The 14,559-nt window shown below is 58.2% G+C and carries 15 protein-coding genes and 1 pseudogene; 10 read left to right on the top strand and 6 right to left on the bottom strand.

The window, feature by feature from the left end; all coding sequences use genetic code 11:
- Positions 1-127: 127 nt before the first annotated feature.
- Together AC6CDK_RS00770 and AC6CDK_RS00775 are read left to right on the top strand one after the other, a co-directional pair.
- The gene (locus AC6CDK_RS00770; protein WP_039644887.1) at positions 128-2,602 is read left to right on the top strand and encodes a response regulator; all 2,475 of its coding nucleotides are present in this window, start codon (positions 128-130) and stop codon (positions 2,600-2,602) included.
- A gap of 28 nt (positions 2,603-2,630) precedes the next feature.
- Positions 2,631-3,680, top strand: coding sequence for an HD domain-containing phosphohydrolase (locus AC6CDK_RS00775; protein WP_039644888.1), 1,050 nt, complete (start codon positions 2,631-2,633; stop codon positions 3,678-3,680).
- Between the two features lie 107 nt (positions 3,681-3,787).
- Here the strand turns inward: AC6CDK_RS00775 and AC6CDK_RS00780 are convergent, their stop codons facing one another.
- Positions 3,788-3,922 carry a helix-turn-helix domain-containing protein gene (locus AC6CDK_RS00780; protein ID WP_237560719.1) on the bottom strand — a complete coding sequence of 45 codons (135 nt, stop codon included), beginning with the start codon at positions 3,920-3,922 and terminating at the stop codon, positions 3,788-3,790.
- Between the two features lie 304 nt (positions 3,923-4,226).
- Between AC6CDK_RS00780 and AC6CDK_RS00785 the strand changes: the two genes are divergently transcribed.
- Positions 4,227-4,622, top strand: coding sequence for a YeeE/YedE thiosulfate transporter family protein (locus tag AC6CDK_RS00785; protein WP_237560720.1), 396 nt, complete (start codon positions 4,227-4,229; stop codon positions 4,620-4,622).
- A 119-nt stretch (positions 4,623-4,741) separates the two neighbouring features.
- Positions 4,742-5,269: a DUF6691 family protein gene (locus AC6CDK_RS00790; RefSeq protein ID WP_039644890.1), complete on the top strand. Its 528-nt coding sequence runs from the start codon at positions 4,742-4,744 to the stop codon at positions 5,267-5,269.
- On the opposite strand, the pseudogene AC6CDK_RS00795 reads toward AC6CDK_RS00790, so the two are convergent.
- The 3 genes and pseudogenes from AC6CDK_RS00795 to AC6CDK_RS00805 all read right to left on the bottom strand — a co-directional run.
- A pseudogene (locus AC6CDK_RS00795) lies at positions 5,226-5,797 on the bottom strand (hypothetical protein); the annotation flags it as partial. The gene AC6CDK_RS00790 and the pseudogene AC6CDK_RS00795 sit on opposite strands and share 44 nt — an antisense overlap.
- 273 nt (positions 5,798-6,070) lie before the next feature.
- Positions 6,071-6,340: a hypothetical protein gene (locus AC6CDK_RS00800; protein WP_039648247.1), complete on the bottom strand. Its 270-nt coding sequence runs from the start codon at positions 6,338-6,340 to the stop codon at positions 6,071-6,073.
- A gap of 36 nt (positions 6,341-6,376) precedes the next feature.
- Complete coding sequence (locus AC6CDK_RS00805; protein WP_039644893.1) at positions 6,377-7,318, bottom strand: class 1 fructose-bisphosphatase; 942 nt, start codon at positions 7,316-7,318, stop codon at positions 6,377-6,379.
- 365 nt (positions 7,319-7,683) lie between these two features.
- Between AC6CDK_RS00805 and AC6CDK_RS00810 the strand changes: the two genes are divergently transcribed.
- From AC6CDK_RS00810 to AC6CDK_RS00830, 5 genes are all read left to right on the top strand, one after another.
- Complete coding sequence (locus AC6CDK_RS00810; RefSeq protein ID WP_039644895.1) at positions 7,684-8,103, top strand: QcrA and Rieske domain-containing protein; 420 nt, start codon at positions 7,684-7,686, stop codon at positions 8,101-8,103.
- Between the two features lie 8 nt (positions 8,104-8,111).
- Positions 8,112-9,215 carry a cytochrome b gene (locus AC6CDK_RS00815; RefSeq protein WP_039644897.1) on the top strand — a complete coding sequence of 368 codons (1,104 nt, stop codon included), beginning with the start codon at positions 8,112-8,114 and terminating at the stop codon, positions 9,213-9,215.
- Positions 9,212-10,024, top strand: coding sequence for a cytochrome c3 family protein (locus tag AC6CDK_RS00820; protein WP_039644899.1), 813 nt, complete (start codon positions 9,212-9,214; stop codon positions 10,022-10,024). Before AC6CDK_RS00815 ends, AC6CDK_RS00820 begins: the two co-directional genes overlap by 4 nt.
- 280 nt (positions 10,025-10,304) lie before the next feature.
- Positions 10,305-10,505, top strand: coding sequence for a GSU3473 family protein (locus AC6CDK_RS00825; RefSeq protein ID WP_192905117.1), 201 nt, complete (start codon positions 10,305-10,307; stop codon positions 10,503-10,505).
- Positions 10,506-10,714: 209 nt separating this feature from the next.
- Complete coding sequence (locus tag AC6CDK_RS00830; protein ID WP_039644903.1) at positions 10,715-11,737, top strand: hypothetical protein; 1,023 nt, start codon at positions 10,715-10,717, stop codon at positions 11,735-11,737.
- A gap of 101 nt (positions 11,738-11,838) precedes the next feature.
- Here AC6CDK_RS00830 and ettA read toward each other — a convergent pair whose 3' ends face one another.
- Positions 11,839-13,518: an energy-dependent translational throttle protein EttA gene (gene ettA, locus AC6CDK_RS00835; protein WP_039644904.1), complete on the bottom strand. Its 1,680-nt coding sequence runs from the start codon at positions 13,516-13,518 to the stop codon at positions 11,839-11,841.
- 31 nt (positions 13,519-13,549) lie between these two features.
- Positions 13,550-13,840, bottom strand: a complete 291-nt coding sequence (locus tag AC6CDK_RS00840) for a hypothetical protein (protein WP_039644905.1) — start codon at positions 13,838-13,840, stop codon at positions 13,550-13,552.
- A 74-nt stretch (positions 13,841-13,914) separates the two neighbouring features.
- On the opposite strand from AC6CDK_RS00840, the gene AC6CDK_RS00845 reads away from it, so the two are divergent.
- Complete coding sequence (locus AC6CDK_RS00845) at positions 13,915-14,409, top strand: ferritin-like domain-containing protein (RefSeq protein WP_039644906.1); 495 nt, start codon at positions 13,915-13,917, stop codon at positions 14,407-14,409.
- Positions 14,410-14,559 lie beyond the last annotated feature (150 nt).

Consider the following 14,559-nt stretch of genomic DNA (forward strand, 5'->3'; position numbering starts at 1 on the left):
CCTGCCATATAACCAGCTACCGGGCCATGCAAAGGGACCGACAGTGCTAAACGTATCCCGTTTTTTGCCGATGAGACATTAAGAAACAGTCCATTCCGGGACTGTTTACCGAAACGGAGCACGAATTATGGAGTTGCCACCCCTGCGCGTGGTGATTGTTGATGACTCTTCCCTTGACGCCGAACTGATCCTCAGGGAACTTAATCGCGGTTTTGCGACTGATTTCGTGCGCGTGGACACCCCCGGCGGCATGAGCGCCGTCCTTGAGGCCGAGCCATGGGACCTGATAGTCTCAGATTATTTCATGCCCCAGTTCAGTGGACTCGATGCCATCGCCCTGCTGAAGAAGCTCAACAAGGACATCCCGATCATCATCGTCTCCGGCAAACTGGGTGAAGATGCTGCGGTTGAGACCATGCGCGCCGGGGCAAGCGACTACATACTGAAGGATAATCTTGCCCGCCTGGTGCCGGCCATCCGCCGGGAAATGAATGAATTATCGGTCCGTCGGCAGAAAAAGAGGGCAGAAGAAGAACTCCGCAAACTTTACCACGCCGTTGAGCAGAGCCCTGTTTCGATTGTCATTACCGACCGGGAAGGCACCATCGAATATGTTAACCCGAAATTCAGCAAACTGACCGGATACGAATCCCATGAGGCCATTGGCCAGAATCCCCGCATCCTTAAATCGGGAGAAACTCCGGCCGAGGAATATCAACGCCTCTGGGAGGCCATCACAGCGGGGCATGAATGGCATGGCGAATTCCTCAATAAAAAGAAAAACAGCCAGCTTTTCTGGGAACGGGCATCCATTTCCGCCATAAAAGACGAAACCGGAACGATAACCCATTTCGTCGGGGTCAAGGAAGACATCACTGAACAGCGCAGGATAAAAGAAGCGGAGCGCCGCAGTTGGAAGCTCTCCGAGGCCATGGCATCTGCGAGCCTTTGCTTTCTGGAAACCGAGAACATCAGCAAGATGGCCCAGATACTGGTTGACCGCTGCGTCGAAATCACGAATGCGTCCTTCGGCTTTTTGTATGAACTGGTATTCGGTGGCGATGCGCGGATTCTCGCCGTGTCGTCCAGGACGGCCATGGCTGCCGGAGGCCTCTGCGCCCAGGTAAAGGGACATATCGAGCGGGAAGGTTTTTTTCTCGTCGCCCCCGGCGACGGCCTCATGTTTGAGCCGGTCAGGGCCGGCGCGACCGTTCTCACCAACAATCCCGCGACCCTGGATCACCTCATTTGCCGCGACAGCGGAAACTTCGGCCGGATCAATTCGTTTCTCGGCACCCCGCTCAAGGTGGGCAGCCGGGTCGTCGGCATGATCGGGCTCACTGACCGGCCGGATGGCTTTACTGAAATGGAGCGCCGGGAAATCGAGGCATTTGCTCAGACTGCAGCGCTTGCACTGCACAGCGCCAGGGCCGAGATCGAGCATAAAAAGGCCATGGACCAGCTTCGCCAGGCTCAAAAAATGGAGGCCATCGGCCAGCTCGCCGGGGGCATTGCCCATGACTTCAACAACCTGCTGACCGTCATCAACGGCTACAGTACCCTGCTGATCCATGAAATGCCCAACGACTCGCCGTTCAGGGGAGAGGTCGAGCATATCCTGCAGGCCGGCGAACGGGCGGCGGACCTCACGCATCAGCTCCTTGCCTTCAGTCGGCGCCAAATCCTGGAGCCCAAGCACATCGACATCAACCACCTCGTGAAAAATGTCGAAAAGATGCTGAAGCGGCTCATACGAGAGAATATCCTCCTCACGGCCCGCCTCGCCGAACAGCTTGGCACCGTAAAAGCGGACCCGGGCCAGGTAGAACAGATCATCATGAACCTCGTGGTCAATGCCCGCGACGCCATGGAGGAGGGTGGCATCCTCACCATAGAAACAGCGAACGAGGAACTGGACGGCACGTTCGCCATGAACAACCCCGGGGCGGTACCGGGGTGCTACGTCATGCTTGCCGTAACAGATACCGGCGTCGGCATGTCGGAGGAAGTGCGCCGCAAGGTTTTCGAGCCGTTCTTCACCACCAAGGCGCAGGGCAAGGGAACCGGCTTGGGCCTCGCCACGGTCTACGGCATCGTTAAGCAAAGCGACGGATACATCCAGGTGTTGAGTCAGCCGGGCAAAGGATCGTCGTTCCGGGTTTTCCTGCCTCGCGTCCAAGGCAAAAACGAGGGGGACGACCTGCTGGACGATGCGCCTGAGACATTGGGGTCGGAAACCGTGCTTGTGGTCGAAGATGAGGAGGGGGTCCTCAATCTCGTGGTACACACCCTCTCTGCCCGTGGCTACCGGGTGTTCAGTACGGCGTCCCCCGCCGAAGCCATGGAGATATTCAGCCGCGACCGGGAACGGATCTGTCTCCTTGTGACCGACGTGATCATGCCGGGAATGAGCGGCCCCCTCCTGGCAGACAATCTCAGGGAACAGCGAGAAGACCTCAAAATATTGTTCATGTCGGGGTATACTGATGACACCGCAATCCCGAGCGAGGCATCGGATGAACACACATCCTTCATTATGAAGCCGTTCACCCCGGATGCGCTGGCCGGCAAGGTCCGCGAACTGCTCGGCACGGTATCGTGATCATACCGGCGTACAGGAGGAAAACCACATGAAAGCCACAATCCTGACGGTCGACGATGAGGAGATGATCAGGGATCTGCTGGTGACGGCGCTGTCCCGCGAGGACTATAACTGCTTCCAAGCCGGAAGTGCCGAAGAGGCACGGGAGGTGCTGCTGAACAACCGGGTGGAACTCGCCCTGTTGGACATCATGATGCCTGGCACATCCGGGGTCGATTTGCTCAAGGAAATAAAGAAGATCAGCGCTGACACGGTCGTACTGATGGTAACCGCCATCAGCGACATGGAAACGGCCATGCGCTGCATTCATCTTGGCGCCGATGACTACATCCTGAAACCCTTCGACATCGAGCGGGTTCTGCTCACCATCAAAAACTCACTGGAAAAACAGCGACTGCTGATCGAGAACCGGGAGTACCAGGCAAACCTTGAGAAAAAGGTCCTGGAGCAGACGGGGCAAATCCGCTCGGCCATGGAGGAGCTCAACCTCACCTACGACCACACGCTCACAACGCTCGTGCGTGCGCTGGATGCCCGCGAAAAGGAAACCGGATCCCACTCGGAACGAGTCATGAACTACACGACTCTCCTCGCGGAAACCATAGGGATTCGTGCGGCAGAGGTGGCGATCATGGCCCGGGGCGCGCTCCTGCACGACATCGGCAAGATCGGTGTTTCCGACAACATACTGCTCAAGCCGACAAAGCTCGACGAGGCTGAATGGCGCCACATGAAACAGCACCCGCAGATGGGATATGACATCCTCTCCGGGATCAAGTTCCTCAAGGCTCCGGCGGAGGTGGTCTACGCCCATCACGAGCGCTACGACGGAACCGGTTACCCCAAGGGGCTACGGGGAAGCGAAATCCCGCTCGGTGCCCGGATATTCTCTCTGGTAGACACCCTTGACGCCATGACGTCGGACAGGCCCTACCGCAAAGCTCTGCCGTTTGCCGCAGTGCTGGCCGAAGTGGAGCGCTGCATCGGCAGCCAGTTCGATCCCTCGATTGCCGCGACGTTCCTGTCCATTCCAAAGGAAGAATGGGAAAAAGCGGGCAAGCGGCAGTTTCTGGACTAGGGGATGCCCGGTACGCTCTGCCCAGATCATCCCGGAATCCGTAACAGGGCTCCCTTTAAGGCGGCGGACCGCAAGTACGATTCACAACCAACCGCACGGGGCACCGGCTACCGCACTTCCGAGCGGGCCAACCTGTCGCGCAGGGTATTGCCGCTGATGCCGAGCAGTCGGGCCGCCACTACCCGATTGTTGCCGCATCGCTCAAGGGCCAGCCGGATCAATGCTCCCTGCTCTTCCGGCACAGGGTGTCAAGCTCCTGCACAAAAACCTTCCTGAAAAACCCGAAGCAATCGTCACCAACACCTCCCTCGCCCTTTCGCGGCAGCACGGCAGCGGGCAGCGCGGCGCAAAGTCCTCGGCATGAGAAACTCTCCCTTGCAGCGGACCGTTGCCGATCTTGCATATCAGAGAAATTCACCTTGCGAATTATGGGTGTCCCCTTTACGTTCCCCTTCTCCGGCCGGTTGCACTGTGCCTTTCTTCTGCTATACTGACACACACTCAAACATTAAAATTTCTAATGAAATAACGCGAAGGAGGGACATCGTGGCCAATGACGGAAGACCCTGGAGCCCCTATCTGGCAGGAGCGTTGGCGGGGGTGGTAAGCATCGGCTCGGCCTGGTTTGCCGGCAGGCTGTTCGGCGCCTCAAGTACCTTTGTCCGTACCGTCGGTCTTATTGAACAAGTGATCAGCCCGGAACGGGTGGCGCAGATGGAGTACTTTCACAAAGTGGTTCCCAAAGTCGATTGGCAAACCCTGTTTGTGGTCGGCATCTTTATCGGATCGTTGATCGCTTCCATCGGAGACGCGTCGTTCCGCTACCGGGGGGTTCCGCCACTCTGGGAGCGCAGGTTCGGGCCAAGCGCCCTCAAACGGGGGGTCGTCGCCTTTTTGGGAGGGACGGTCGCCATGTTCGGCGCCCGCCTGGCCGATGGCTGACCGAGCGGCCATGGGCTGAGCGGTTCGCTCCAGCTAGCAATAAGCGGCTACATCTCACTGGCCTTTTTCTTCATCGGCGGCATCATTATGGCGCGGTTGCTGTACGGTGGAGGTGACCAATGAACGACTTACTCTACGGCCTGATTACCGGCCTGCTGTTCGGCTTTTTGCTTCAGAAAGGACGGGTGCTGCGCTACGACAAACAACTGGGCGGCTTGCTGCTGAAGGACATGACCATCGTCAAGTTCATGCTGTCCAGCATCCTGGTAGCCATGGTGGGCACCCATCTGCTGGTGGATCTTGGCGTGATCCGGCTATCGATCAAGGCCACCATCCTGGGCGCCAACATCGGCGGCGGCATCATCTTCGGCCTGGGCTGGGGGATGTTGGGCTACTGCCCTGGCACCTCGGCCGGTGCCTTGGGGGAAGGGCGCTGGGACGCCCTGTTCGGCATCTCCGGCATGCTGCTGGGGGCGGCGCTGTATGCCGAGGCCTTCCCGGGTCTGAAGGATACCGTGCTGACGTGGGGCAATCTGGGCGAAATCACGTTGCCGCAGGTTCTGGGGGTCAACCACTGGCTGGTCATTATTCCTCTGTCAGTGCTTATTTTGCTGCTGTTCCGCTGGTTTGAAAAAAAAGGGCTCTAGCCCCGCAGCCGTCCTGCAGGAACAGGGCGGCAAGGTTTGAGGTAAACCGCGCAGGATCACGACGATCAATCGGTGCAATGGCAGGTGCCGCGTAAACTTCTGAAACCGTAAACGTCGCACCACTCTGCCAATCTCCCAACCAACGGGGTACGGGAACGAGGTGTAGAGCTGCAAGTCGCCTTCGTAGAACGGTTTCTGCCACCTCGTCGCCAAAGACCGGCAGAATAGCCCAGAGGAGCTTTCTGATAGTGAAGCCGCACCCCGCAAGGAGGGCGTTGATGCTATCGCCTTCTTTGCCCTTGAGGCAGTTGCGATCCATCCGGTGATCCTTCTTGGCGTGGCCGATGATCGATTCGATGCCGCTACGTCTTCGACACCATTTCCATCCGCCGGTCTTCGTGATCTTCTTTTTCTTTTTGCCCAGTACTGTCGAGACTCCCTTGTACCCCTTGTCGCAGTAAACATGCGTGGGGCGCCAACCGCTGACTGCCTGGACTTGATTTTGAGGGTGTGCCCGTCACACGGATTACTCAACCAACTGAGCCTGATTGCGGTTGTATGAAATCATCGGATTTTGAGCGTATTGATTCAATTCCCGGCGATTCCACCACACAACAACTACAAGTCATGTCAATAACCTCATTTGGTTACGCTTTCCCGTGACGACTGCAAGGTACCATTGGCTTTGTATTTACAATCCAATTGCAATATTCAGCAATCATAATAAGTTACACATATCATTAAAAAAGGGGCCTCCGATATCGGCAGGCCCCTCTTGCTGCATACAGGTGCGCCAGCACACTACTCTTCATCCTCTTCGCCATATTCGTCGACGCCGAACGCTTCGTCATAGCCGAGGTCATCGGCCCCTTCAGCATCGTCGAGCTCCTCGGCGAAATACTGCTCGGGCGAGCGGTCATCATCCGCAATGGCCTCGAACCGTGCCAGCAGGTCCCCCTTGGTGCAGTAGCGTCCATCGCGATGACCGCACACATCGGCGGCACCCTCCTCGCAGAGGTCGAACAGTTGGATTTCCGAGCAGAGTCTGGGCTGCTTTTGGTTCTCTTCCATGGTCATCACCCTCCTGGTTGAAAACTGCGGCATGGGTTAGCCGCCCATGAACTCCATGGCCGTGGCCACGTCATTGGAGCATCCGATGAAGATGGGAGCCCGCTGGTCAAGAGATTGCGGCTCGATGTCGAGTATGGGGGTCCTGCCGTCAGTGGCCGCCCCCCCCGCATTTTCGATAAGGTAAGCCATGGGGTTCAGCTCGAACAGTACGCGCAGTTTGCCGTTGGGCGAACCGTTGAGGGCAGGGTACATGAAAATCCCCTTCCCCTTCATCAGCACCTGGTTGATGTCGGGGACAAAACCGCCCGAATAGCGAAGCTTGGATCCCTTGCCTTCCAGGTGCTGCACGAATTTTTCCGTTTCAGGCAGGTATTTTTTGCGCAGTCCGCCAGGGGAGTAGATGTCTCCGTCCGGCTTCATGGTGACGTTCTCCCGGCTCAGGGTGTACTCCATGAGATGGTTCATGGTGAACTCGTGAACGCCTTTGCCCACGGAATACACCAGCGACACACGGGGGCCGTAGAGTATGTACATGGCTGCCACCTGGTTGCGCCCCTTCTGGAGCAGGTTGCACCCTTCGTAAATGGACACGATGGTTCCCACGGCAAGGTTCACATCAACGAGCGACGAGCCGTCGAGGGGGTCATACGCCACCGAGTAGAGACCGTCGGCGTCGGCCTGGGCCTGGAAGATCTCGTCCATCTCCTCGGATGCAATGTTGCAGACAACCCCCGAATGGATGAGCCGTTTTCTGATGATCCGGTCCGAAAGCACATCCAGGGCCAGTTGCTCCTCGCCGTAGAGGTTAGAAGTACCGGCCACGCCGAGATCACCGGTGCGTACCGCGTTGATCACATACTTGCTTGCCTCGGCAATCTCGCAGATCAGGTGCACGAGGTTATCGCTGATATCCTGATTGCGCAGATGACGGCGTAGGTCTACCTGGAATTTCGTCTTGCCCGGCTCGCTGAACGACATTCGCATCCTCCTGTAAGTATCGAATAGGTGAAAACGCTCAAAGATTACATGTAAACATGGCGTAGAATCAAGCGAAATGTAACCTCTCCGAGCCGTGTCGCCATGGGGCAGGCAGGTACATGCGATTGCAAAGCGGGGCTCAGCCGCTATACTAAGAGCTTGTTCGCAACTAATTCATTGCATGGAATCGCTCCCGCTGCGAGGTAGATGCTGCCGGGCCGTTTGAGTGCAACCGCAGGCGCAGCAGGGTTGCCGCAAGGGGTGCGAGGATCAACATGCTGTGACCGCGGGAGGCGCGCCGTGAGAGCCCTGGTTGCGGACACGATCTAAAGTATAAAGCGCGAAACCGATCTGATGGAGGTTCCATGCAGACCAGCACGAGACGGACGTTTCTCGGATATTGCCTTGGCGCCATCGCCATTGCGGGGGGTGCAGCGGCCACTTATCCCGTGTTCCGCTATCTCGCCCCTCAGGGAGAGAGCGACAGCGGCTACAGAGTGACCTTTCCCGAAACGGAAATTCCGCCCGATGGGGCAAAATTCTTCGACTACCGCGGCACGACCGGTGTCATCGTAAAGACGCGGGCAGGCGGGCTGGTGGCCCTGTCCGCCGTCTGCACCCACCTGGGGTGCATCGTCCAGTGGGAAAAGGAGAAGCAGGACTTTCTCTGCCCCTGTCATGGCGGCCGTTTCAGTGCTGATGGATCAGTCCTTTCGGGACCTCCACCCAAGCCGCTCGCCCGGCTTCCTCTCGCCGTGGAAAACGGCATCGTTACCATCGGATAGGAGGCCACATGTCGCTGCCGGACAAACTCCGAGAATGGTTCGAAGTGCGCCTCGGTATCGCAGAACTGGTTGAGAAACGCCTGACCGGCTATCTGCTGCCCCGCAACATCAATGCCTGGTACTCACTGGGAAGCGTCCTGCTGGTAATCTTCGGCATCCAGGTGGTCACCGGCATCCTGCTTCTCATCTACTACGTTCCTGACGCGGACAAGGCATTTCGCAGCGTCACCGCCATAATGAACGACGTTCCTTTCGGGTGGCTCATCCGGATGTGCCATGCGGTCGGCTCAAACATGATGGTGGCGGTGCTGCTGCTCCACATGCTGTCGGTCCTGTTCATGGGGAGCTACAAGCGGCCGCGGGAGTTGAACTGGCTCACTGGATTCATCCTTTTCAACCTGGTATTGGGAATATCCCTGACCGGCTACCTCCTCCCCTGGAGCCAACTCTCATTCTGGGCAACCACCGTGGCCACCAACAGCGCCGGCGCCATACCGGTCATCGGCGGCTACCTGGTGGAGTTCCTGCGGGGCGGCAAGCTCGTCGGACCGCCGACCCTCGGCCGATTCTTCGCCGTCCACGTGGCGCTGTTGCCGCTTCTTATCGCCGCCCTCATCGGAGCACACCTCTTTTTGCTTGAGCGGATCGGCGTTTCCACGCCTCCCTTCGGCCTCGCCGATACGCGCACCCGCTGGGCCGGGGACCGGTTCCGCCATGAATCCCATCCGGACGGCATCCCGTTCTACCCCACCTACCTGCTACAGGATGCGACCTCTATTTTCATCTATCTTGCGATATTCTTCGGGGTGGTATTCTTCAACCCCTACCTGTTCTTCCCCCCAACCGCCTTCATTCCGGCCGACCCATTCAAGACCCCGCCCCACATCAAGCCGGAGTGGTACTTCCTGGCAAACTATCAGACCCTCAAGGTCTTTCCCAACGAGTTGCTCGGCCTCATGGTTCAGGGGGCTGCCATGAGCTTTCTGGCCCTGCTCCCCTTTATCGACCGCAGCGCAGAGCGGCACCCTCTCAAGCGGCCGCTTTTTCTCGCCTGCTTTATCGGCGGCATCTGCGTTTATCTTGCCATGGCCATCTGGGGGCACTACTCATGAGATTCGCGTTCTGTTCACGAACCGGAGTCCCTTTCACGCTTTCGATCCTTGCGCTCTTGGTTGCGCTCCTGGGACCACCGTGCGCCCATGCCCTTGAGACGGTCTGCATTCAGTGCCACGGCAGCCAGCCGGGCAAAGGCGGCGTGCCGGTGGGACAGTGGCGCGGCAGCATCCATGAGGAAAACGGCATATCGTGCCATGACTGTCACGGTGGAGATCCCCGCGATGCGGTCAATGCCATGAGCCCTGCCCGGGGTTTCATCGGTGCCCCGACAGAAAAGCAGACTCCGGCATTCTGTGGTCGATGCCATGTGGGAATCGCGGAAGATTATCTGAAGAGTGCCCACGGCAAAGCGCTCGGTACCGGCGGTCCCACCTGTGTCACCTGCCACGGCTCACACAGCGTGACGGCTGCCACCCTCGACATCATCAATGAGAACCGCTGCGGCATGTGTCATTCCTATGAACGGGCCGCGGCAATCAAGGATGCCATGACCCGGACCGAGGCCATGATTGCGGGCATAGATGCGAAGATCCGCCTGCTCAAAGGGGAAGGAGTCGACACGGACAGCAGGGAAAAAAGCCTGTTCGCCCTCCGCAACACCTTCCGCCGCCTCTTTCACGAGATCGACACTACCCACGTCGAGCAGGAATCGGGACGGATCCGCACTGAACTCAGTGCCATCGACCAGTCCCTGGCACAATACGACCAGGCAAAGCAACAACGCAAATTCATTGGTGCCCTCGTGGTCGGGGCACTCCTACTGGCGGCGCTTTTTTCCCACCTTCTCAAGAAAACCTGGAACTGATCCTCATCAATAGCAGATCTGTCCGGACCATGCGCCCTGCAGTCCGGGCCGGGCAGATCTGCTTTTCCGCACACTTCTTGCTACTCATGATGCACAGTTAATTCGCACTAATTTTTCCCTTTACTCCCGAATTCTTTTTATGTATACATAGCTCCGTCGTTCAATGAAGTTGGGAAATGGAGGTGACGTAACGTTCAGCACCATGCAAGCCGGATGACGCTCCGCATGGAGTGCACGACATCAACCTACCCCTCGAGCCGATACGCTAAAGGAGGAACACATGGTTGTACTTGTACGCTGTATTGACGACACCATCACCGTTGCACTGGAAGCACATCTGAAGCAGTTGATCCGGGAGGGAAGCATCACGTCGTTTCTCCGGGCCGGAGAATGGGTCGACACAGTGGCTTCGCCTGAAAGAAAAAAGCGCCCCGCCGCCCTCAACAAAGCACGCTACGTTACTCTCATCTCGGGATTTTGAGCAGCTCCTGCCCTCCACACACCGGGTACGGGCAGTTATTCATACGGACGGCCGCGAGGTCGTCCGTTTTTTATGGTGAAACAGGAACCGATCCTTTACTATCTCTATCCAGGATCACATCTCAATGGTTCGGATTTGACCGGGTTGTTCAACTGGGAGTCGCCCACTCTACCGGCGCGCTGTGCTATTCCTTTGAAAAAGGGGGGCCTATGACCTTGCGCTTACTGCCGCTTCTGCTGCTTGCTCTCACCCTTGCCGGGTGCGGGGATTTTGAGTGGTTCCCGGATACCCGGACGAACCAGGAGAATTTAGGCACAGTGACCGATGCGGAACGCAATGCTCCGGTGGTCTCGCAGTCTTTCACCGTCACGGGTGGGTCAGCGGCCATCAGCATCGCCAATGGAGAATATTCGATCAACGGCGGTCCCTATACCTCTGCCAGCGGCAACGTGCAAACGGGCCAGAGCGTGACCGTGCGCCACATCACCTCAAGCGCCTACGGCACCAGCAAGACGACGATCCTGACCATCGCCAACGAGAACATCCCCTTTACCAGCATGACCATGGGCAAGCCCCCCGTTTTTGTGAACAGCTCAACGGCCACAGACTTCACGTTTGACCCCAAACTCGATGTGGAACCGAACACCGTGATTGTATCGGACAGCAGGACGGTTACGGGCAATACGTCGCCGGCGCCCATAAGCATCACCGATGGTGAATACTCAACCAACGGCACCTCCTTCACCAGTTCGGCCGGCACCATCAATGCCGGTCAGCCATTGCTCGTGCGGCATACCTCCCCAGCCACATACCAGACCATCAAGACAACCCGCCTGACGGTGGGCGGCGTGCGAACCAACTTCTCGACCATGACCAAGGCGGCACCGTTTGTGAACTATTCGACGGTGAGTTCGGTCGACGCCGATCCGACCAATGTGATCTCGGTGGCTCAAGCGCTCAGCGCGACCAAGGATTTCACAACTTCTACCCATGTGAGCTTTTCCATCCGTTACTTCTTGAACAACTCCTCCAGCGCGCAGAAAAACGTCGGGTTGACGATCGCCGGCGCCGATGCCCAGAACCGGCGTATTTTTTCCGGAACCATCGATGCCGCTGTCCCGGCCAAAGCCAGCCCTTATACCAGCACGCACAGTTTCGGAGCAGTCCTCACCATTTCCCAGTACAACAGCATTACCCAGTGGCTCGTGACGAAAATCGTCATCTATCCGTAGGGAGCAGTGGTGGCCCGCTCCCCCGCTACGGGCTGCAAGGACGCACAAAGGGCCGGCGGTTTCCCGTCGGCCCTTTGTGTGTGTAACTACTGTCGCCGGCCCTATGCCCTCGTCAGCTGCCGGTATTTGATCCGGTGCGGCATGTCGGCGGCGGCACCGAGACGCTTCTTGCGATCCTCTTCGTATTCCGAGTAGTTCCCGTCGAACCAGATGGCCTGGCTGTCCCCTTCGAAGGCGAGGATGTGGGTGGCGATACGGTCGAGGAACCACCGGTCGTGGGAGATGACCACGGCGCAACCGGCGAAGTTTTCCAGCGCCTCCTCCAGTGCCCGCATGGTGTTCACGTCCAGGTCGTTGGTCGGCTCGTCCAGAAGGATGACGTTTCCTCCCTCCTTGAGCATTTTTGCGATATGGACCCGGTTCCGCTCGCCGCCTGAGAGCATCCCCACCTTTTTTTGCTGGTCACTTCCCGAAAAGTTGAAGCGCGAGACATAGGCTCGGGAATTGACGCTCACCTTGCCGAGCTGGAGCGTTTCCTGACCGCCGGAGATCTCTTCCCAGATGCTCTTGTTCGGATCAAGGGCGTCGCGGCTCTGGTCCACACAGGCGATTTTCACGGTTTCACCGGTGCGTATGGTGCCGGCATCGGGTTCTTCCTGGCCGGTGATCATTCGGAAAAGGGTCGTCTTGCCCGCTCCGTTGGGGCCGATGACACCGACAATGCCGCCGGGCGGCAGACGGAAGCTCATCCCTTCCACCAGGAGGCGGTCCCCGTAGGCCTTGGAAACATTGTCCGCCTCGATGACGATATCGCCGAGCCGGGGACCGGGCGGGATATAGATTTCCAGGTCCTTGGCCCGCCTCTCGCTCTCCTGGGACAGGAGCTGCTCGTAGGAACTGATGCGCGCCTTGCTTTTTGCGTGGCGTCCCTTGGGACTCATCCTGATCCATTCCAGCTCGCGCCGCAGGGTCTTCTGGCGTTCGCTCTCCGCCTTCTCCTCCTGGGCCAGGCGGTTCTGCTTCTGGTCAAGCCACGAGGAGTAATTGCCCTTCCAGGGTATCCCCTCGCCCCGGTCGAGCTCAAGAATCCAGCCGGCCACGTTGTCGAGAAAGTACCGGTCGTGGGTGACTGCGATAATGGTCCCGGGGTAGCTTTGCAGATGATGTTCCAGCCAGGCGACGGTTTCGGCGTCCAGGTGGTTGGTTGGTTCGTCCAGCAAAAGAATGTCGGGCTTTTGGAGGAGCAGGCGGCACAGGGCAACCCGGCGTTTCTCGCCGCCGGACAGAACGTTCACCGGCGTGTCGCCGGGGGGACAGCGCAGGGCATCCATGGCCATTTCGAGGCGTGAGTCCAGATCCCAGGCATCCAGATGATCGAGCTTCTCCTGCACTTCGGCCTGGCGCTCGAGCAGCTTGTCCATATCAGCGTCGGGATCGGCAAAGGCTGCGGTGATTTCGTTGAATTCGTTCAGGAGATTGACGGTTTCCTGGCACCCTTCCTCGACGATTTCACGGACGGTTTTCGACTCGTCGAGCGTGGGCTCCTGCTCCAGATAGCCGACAGTGTAACCGGGCGAAAGCACGGCCTGGCCGTTGAAGTCCTTGTCAACCCCGGCCATGATCCGCAGTAGCGTTGACTTGCCCGAGCCGTTGAGACCCAGGACACCGATCTTTGCCCCATAAAAGTAGGAAAGGGAGATGTCCTTGATGACGGGCTTCTTGTCGTAGTACTTGGACACCCTCATCATGGTGTAGATGATTTTCGTGCTGTCGGTGCTCATGCGTGCGTGCAACCTCCTCGGAGTAAATGACCTATCCTTTTACCCCGGCGCCCCGTGGCATGTCAACGGCGGAGTCGCCAACGCACGAGGGCCGCCGGCATGAGCGGCTGCCCCGGAAATCCGGAGAGAACCAGTTGGCCGTTTCAGAGTTGTACCCGCACGCCCGGTTTCTCCCCTTCCCCTTGGCCGGGCAGAGGCAGCGGTCGACCCGGCAGAACTCGGTCCCGGCCACGGCAGACATGACCCGGTTGATAATGACCAGAGTAGAATAGCCGCAGTGGATACGCGTGGGCGCATCCTTGCCGTCAACGGCAGCCGCCATATTTGACATCGCTCCATTCTTCGCTACGGTTTAACCGGAAGCAGCTACTCACATCGTCCCCAAGGAGGCAACACATGTTCGACATCGACGTTCAGGAGGCCATCTTCAAATCCATTCAGACAGAAAAAAATGCCATGAATTTCTATCAGTTCGGTGCCGGCAGGATGAAAAACCCGGACGCCGTAAGAGTTTTCGAGCTTCTTGCCCGTGAAGAGCGCGAGCATGCCGGGCACTTCCACAAAATCTACCAGAGAAACGACATCCCCGATCTGGAGGCGTTTCTGAACACTCCCCCCGACCATGCCTCCGACTGGATGGCATCCCTGGCAAAGACCGTAGATGCCGACTTTACCGAGCAGAAGGCAATGGAATTGGCCATGGAGAAAGAGCTGGGACTGGAAAAAGCCCTGCGGGAGACCGCAGCCCGTATTGCCGACCCCCAGGTGCGGGCCGTGTTCGAACTGAATGCCCGGGAGACCCGCAACCATTACGAAATGATAGAGTCCGAGTACGCACGGCTCATGGCCATGGTCCACGAATCCGACATGGACACCTACGTTCGGGAATAGCGTCCATCAACAATCGGGCACGAGGGGGACGGTCGCCGTCCCCCTTCCCGCCCCCCGCTGCAGATCTCTCCGATGGTTCCCACCCCGTACATTCCAAGGGGCTGCAATACAAATCGCAACTGCTCGAATCTCTCCACGAAAACCGTTTGC

It is taken from the genome of Geobacter sp. PheSNFMC (genome assembly GCF_059620965.1).

Excerpts from the sequence above, each read along its gene's own strand:
- AC6CDK_RS00770 (WP_039644887.1), top strand. The coding sequence starts at position 128 with ATGGAGTTGCCACCCCTGCGCGTGGTGATTGTTGATGACTCTTCCCTT.
- AC6CDK_RS00775 (WP_039644888.1), top strand. The coding sequence starts at position 2,631 with ATGAAAGCCACAATCCTGACGGTCGACGATGAGGAGATGATCAGGGAT.
- AC6CDK_RS00790 (WP_039644890.1), top strand. The coding sequence starts at position 4,742 with ATGAACGACTTACTCTACGGCCTGATTACCGGCCTGCTGTTCGGCTTT.
- AC6CDK_RS00800 (WP_039648247.1), bottom strand. The coding sequence starts at position 6,340 with ATGGAAGAGAACCAAAAGCAGCCCAGACTCTGCTCGGAAATCCAACTG.
- AC6CDK_RS00805 (WP_039644893.1), bottom strand. The coding sequence starts at position 7,318 with ATGTCGTTCAGCGAGCCGGGCAAGACGAAATTCCAGGTAGACCTACGC.
- AC6CDK_RS00810 (WP_039644895.1), top strand. The coding sequence starts at position 7,684 with ATGCAGACCAGCACGAGACGGACGTTTCTCGGATATTGCCTTGGCGCC.
- AC6CDK_RS00815 (WP_039644897.1), top strand. The coding sequence starts at position 8,112 with ATGTCGCTGCCGGACAAACTCCGAGAATGGTTCGAAGTGCGCCTCGGT.
- AC6CDK_RS00820 (WP_039644899.1), top strand. The coding sequence starts at position 9,212 with ATGAGATTCGCGTTCTGTTCACGAACCGGAGTCCCTTTCACGCTTTCG.
- AC6CDK_RS00825 (WP_192905117.1), top strand. The coding sequence starts at position 10,305 with ATGGTTGTACTTGTACGCTGTATTGACGACACCATCACCGTTGCACTG.
- AC6CDK_RS00830 (WP_039644903.1), top strand. The coding sequence starts at position 10,715 with ATGACCTTGCGCTTACTGCCGCTTCTGCTGCTTGCTCTCACCCTTGCC.
- ettA (WP_039644904.1), bottom strand. The coding sequence starts at position 13,518 with ATGAGCACCGACAGCACGAAAATCATCTACACCATGATGAGGGTGTCC.
- AC6CDK_RS00840 (WP_039644905.1), bottom strand. The coding sequence starts at position 13,840 with ATGGCGGCTGCCGTTGACGGCAAGGATGCGCCCACGCGTATCCACTGC.
- AC6CDK_RS00845 (WP_039644906.1), top strand. The coding sequence starts at position 13,915 with ATGTTCGACATCGACGTTCAGGAGGCCATCTTCAAATCCATTCAGACA.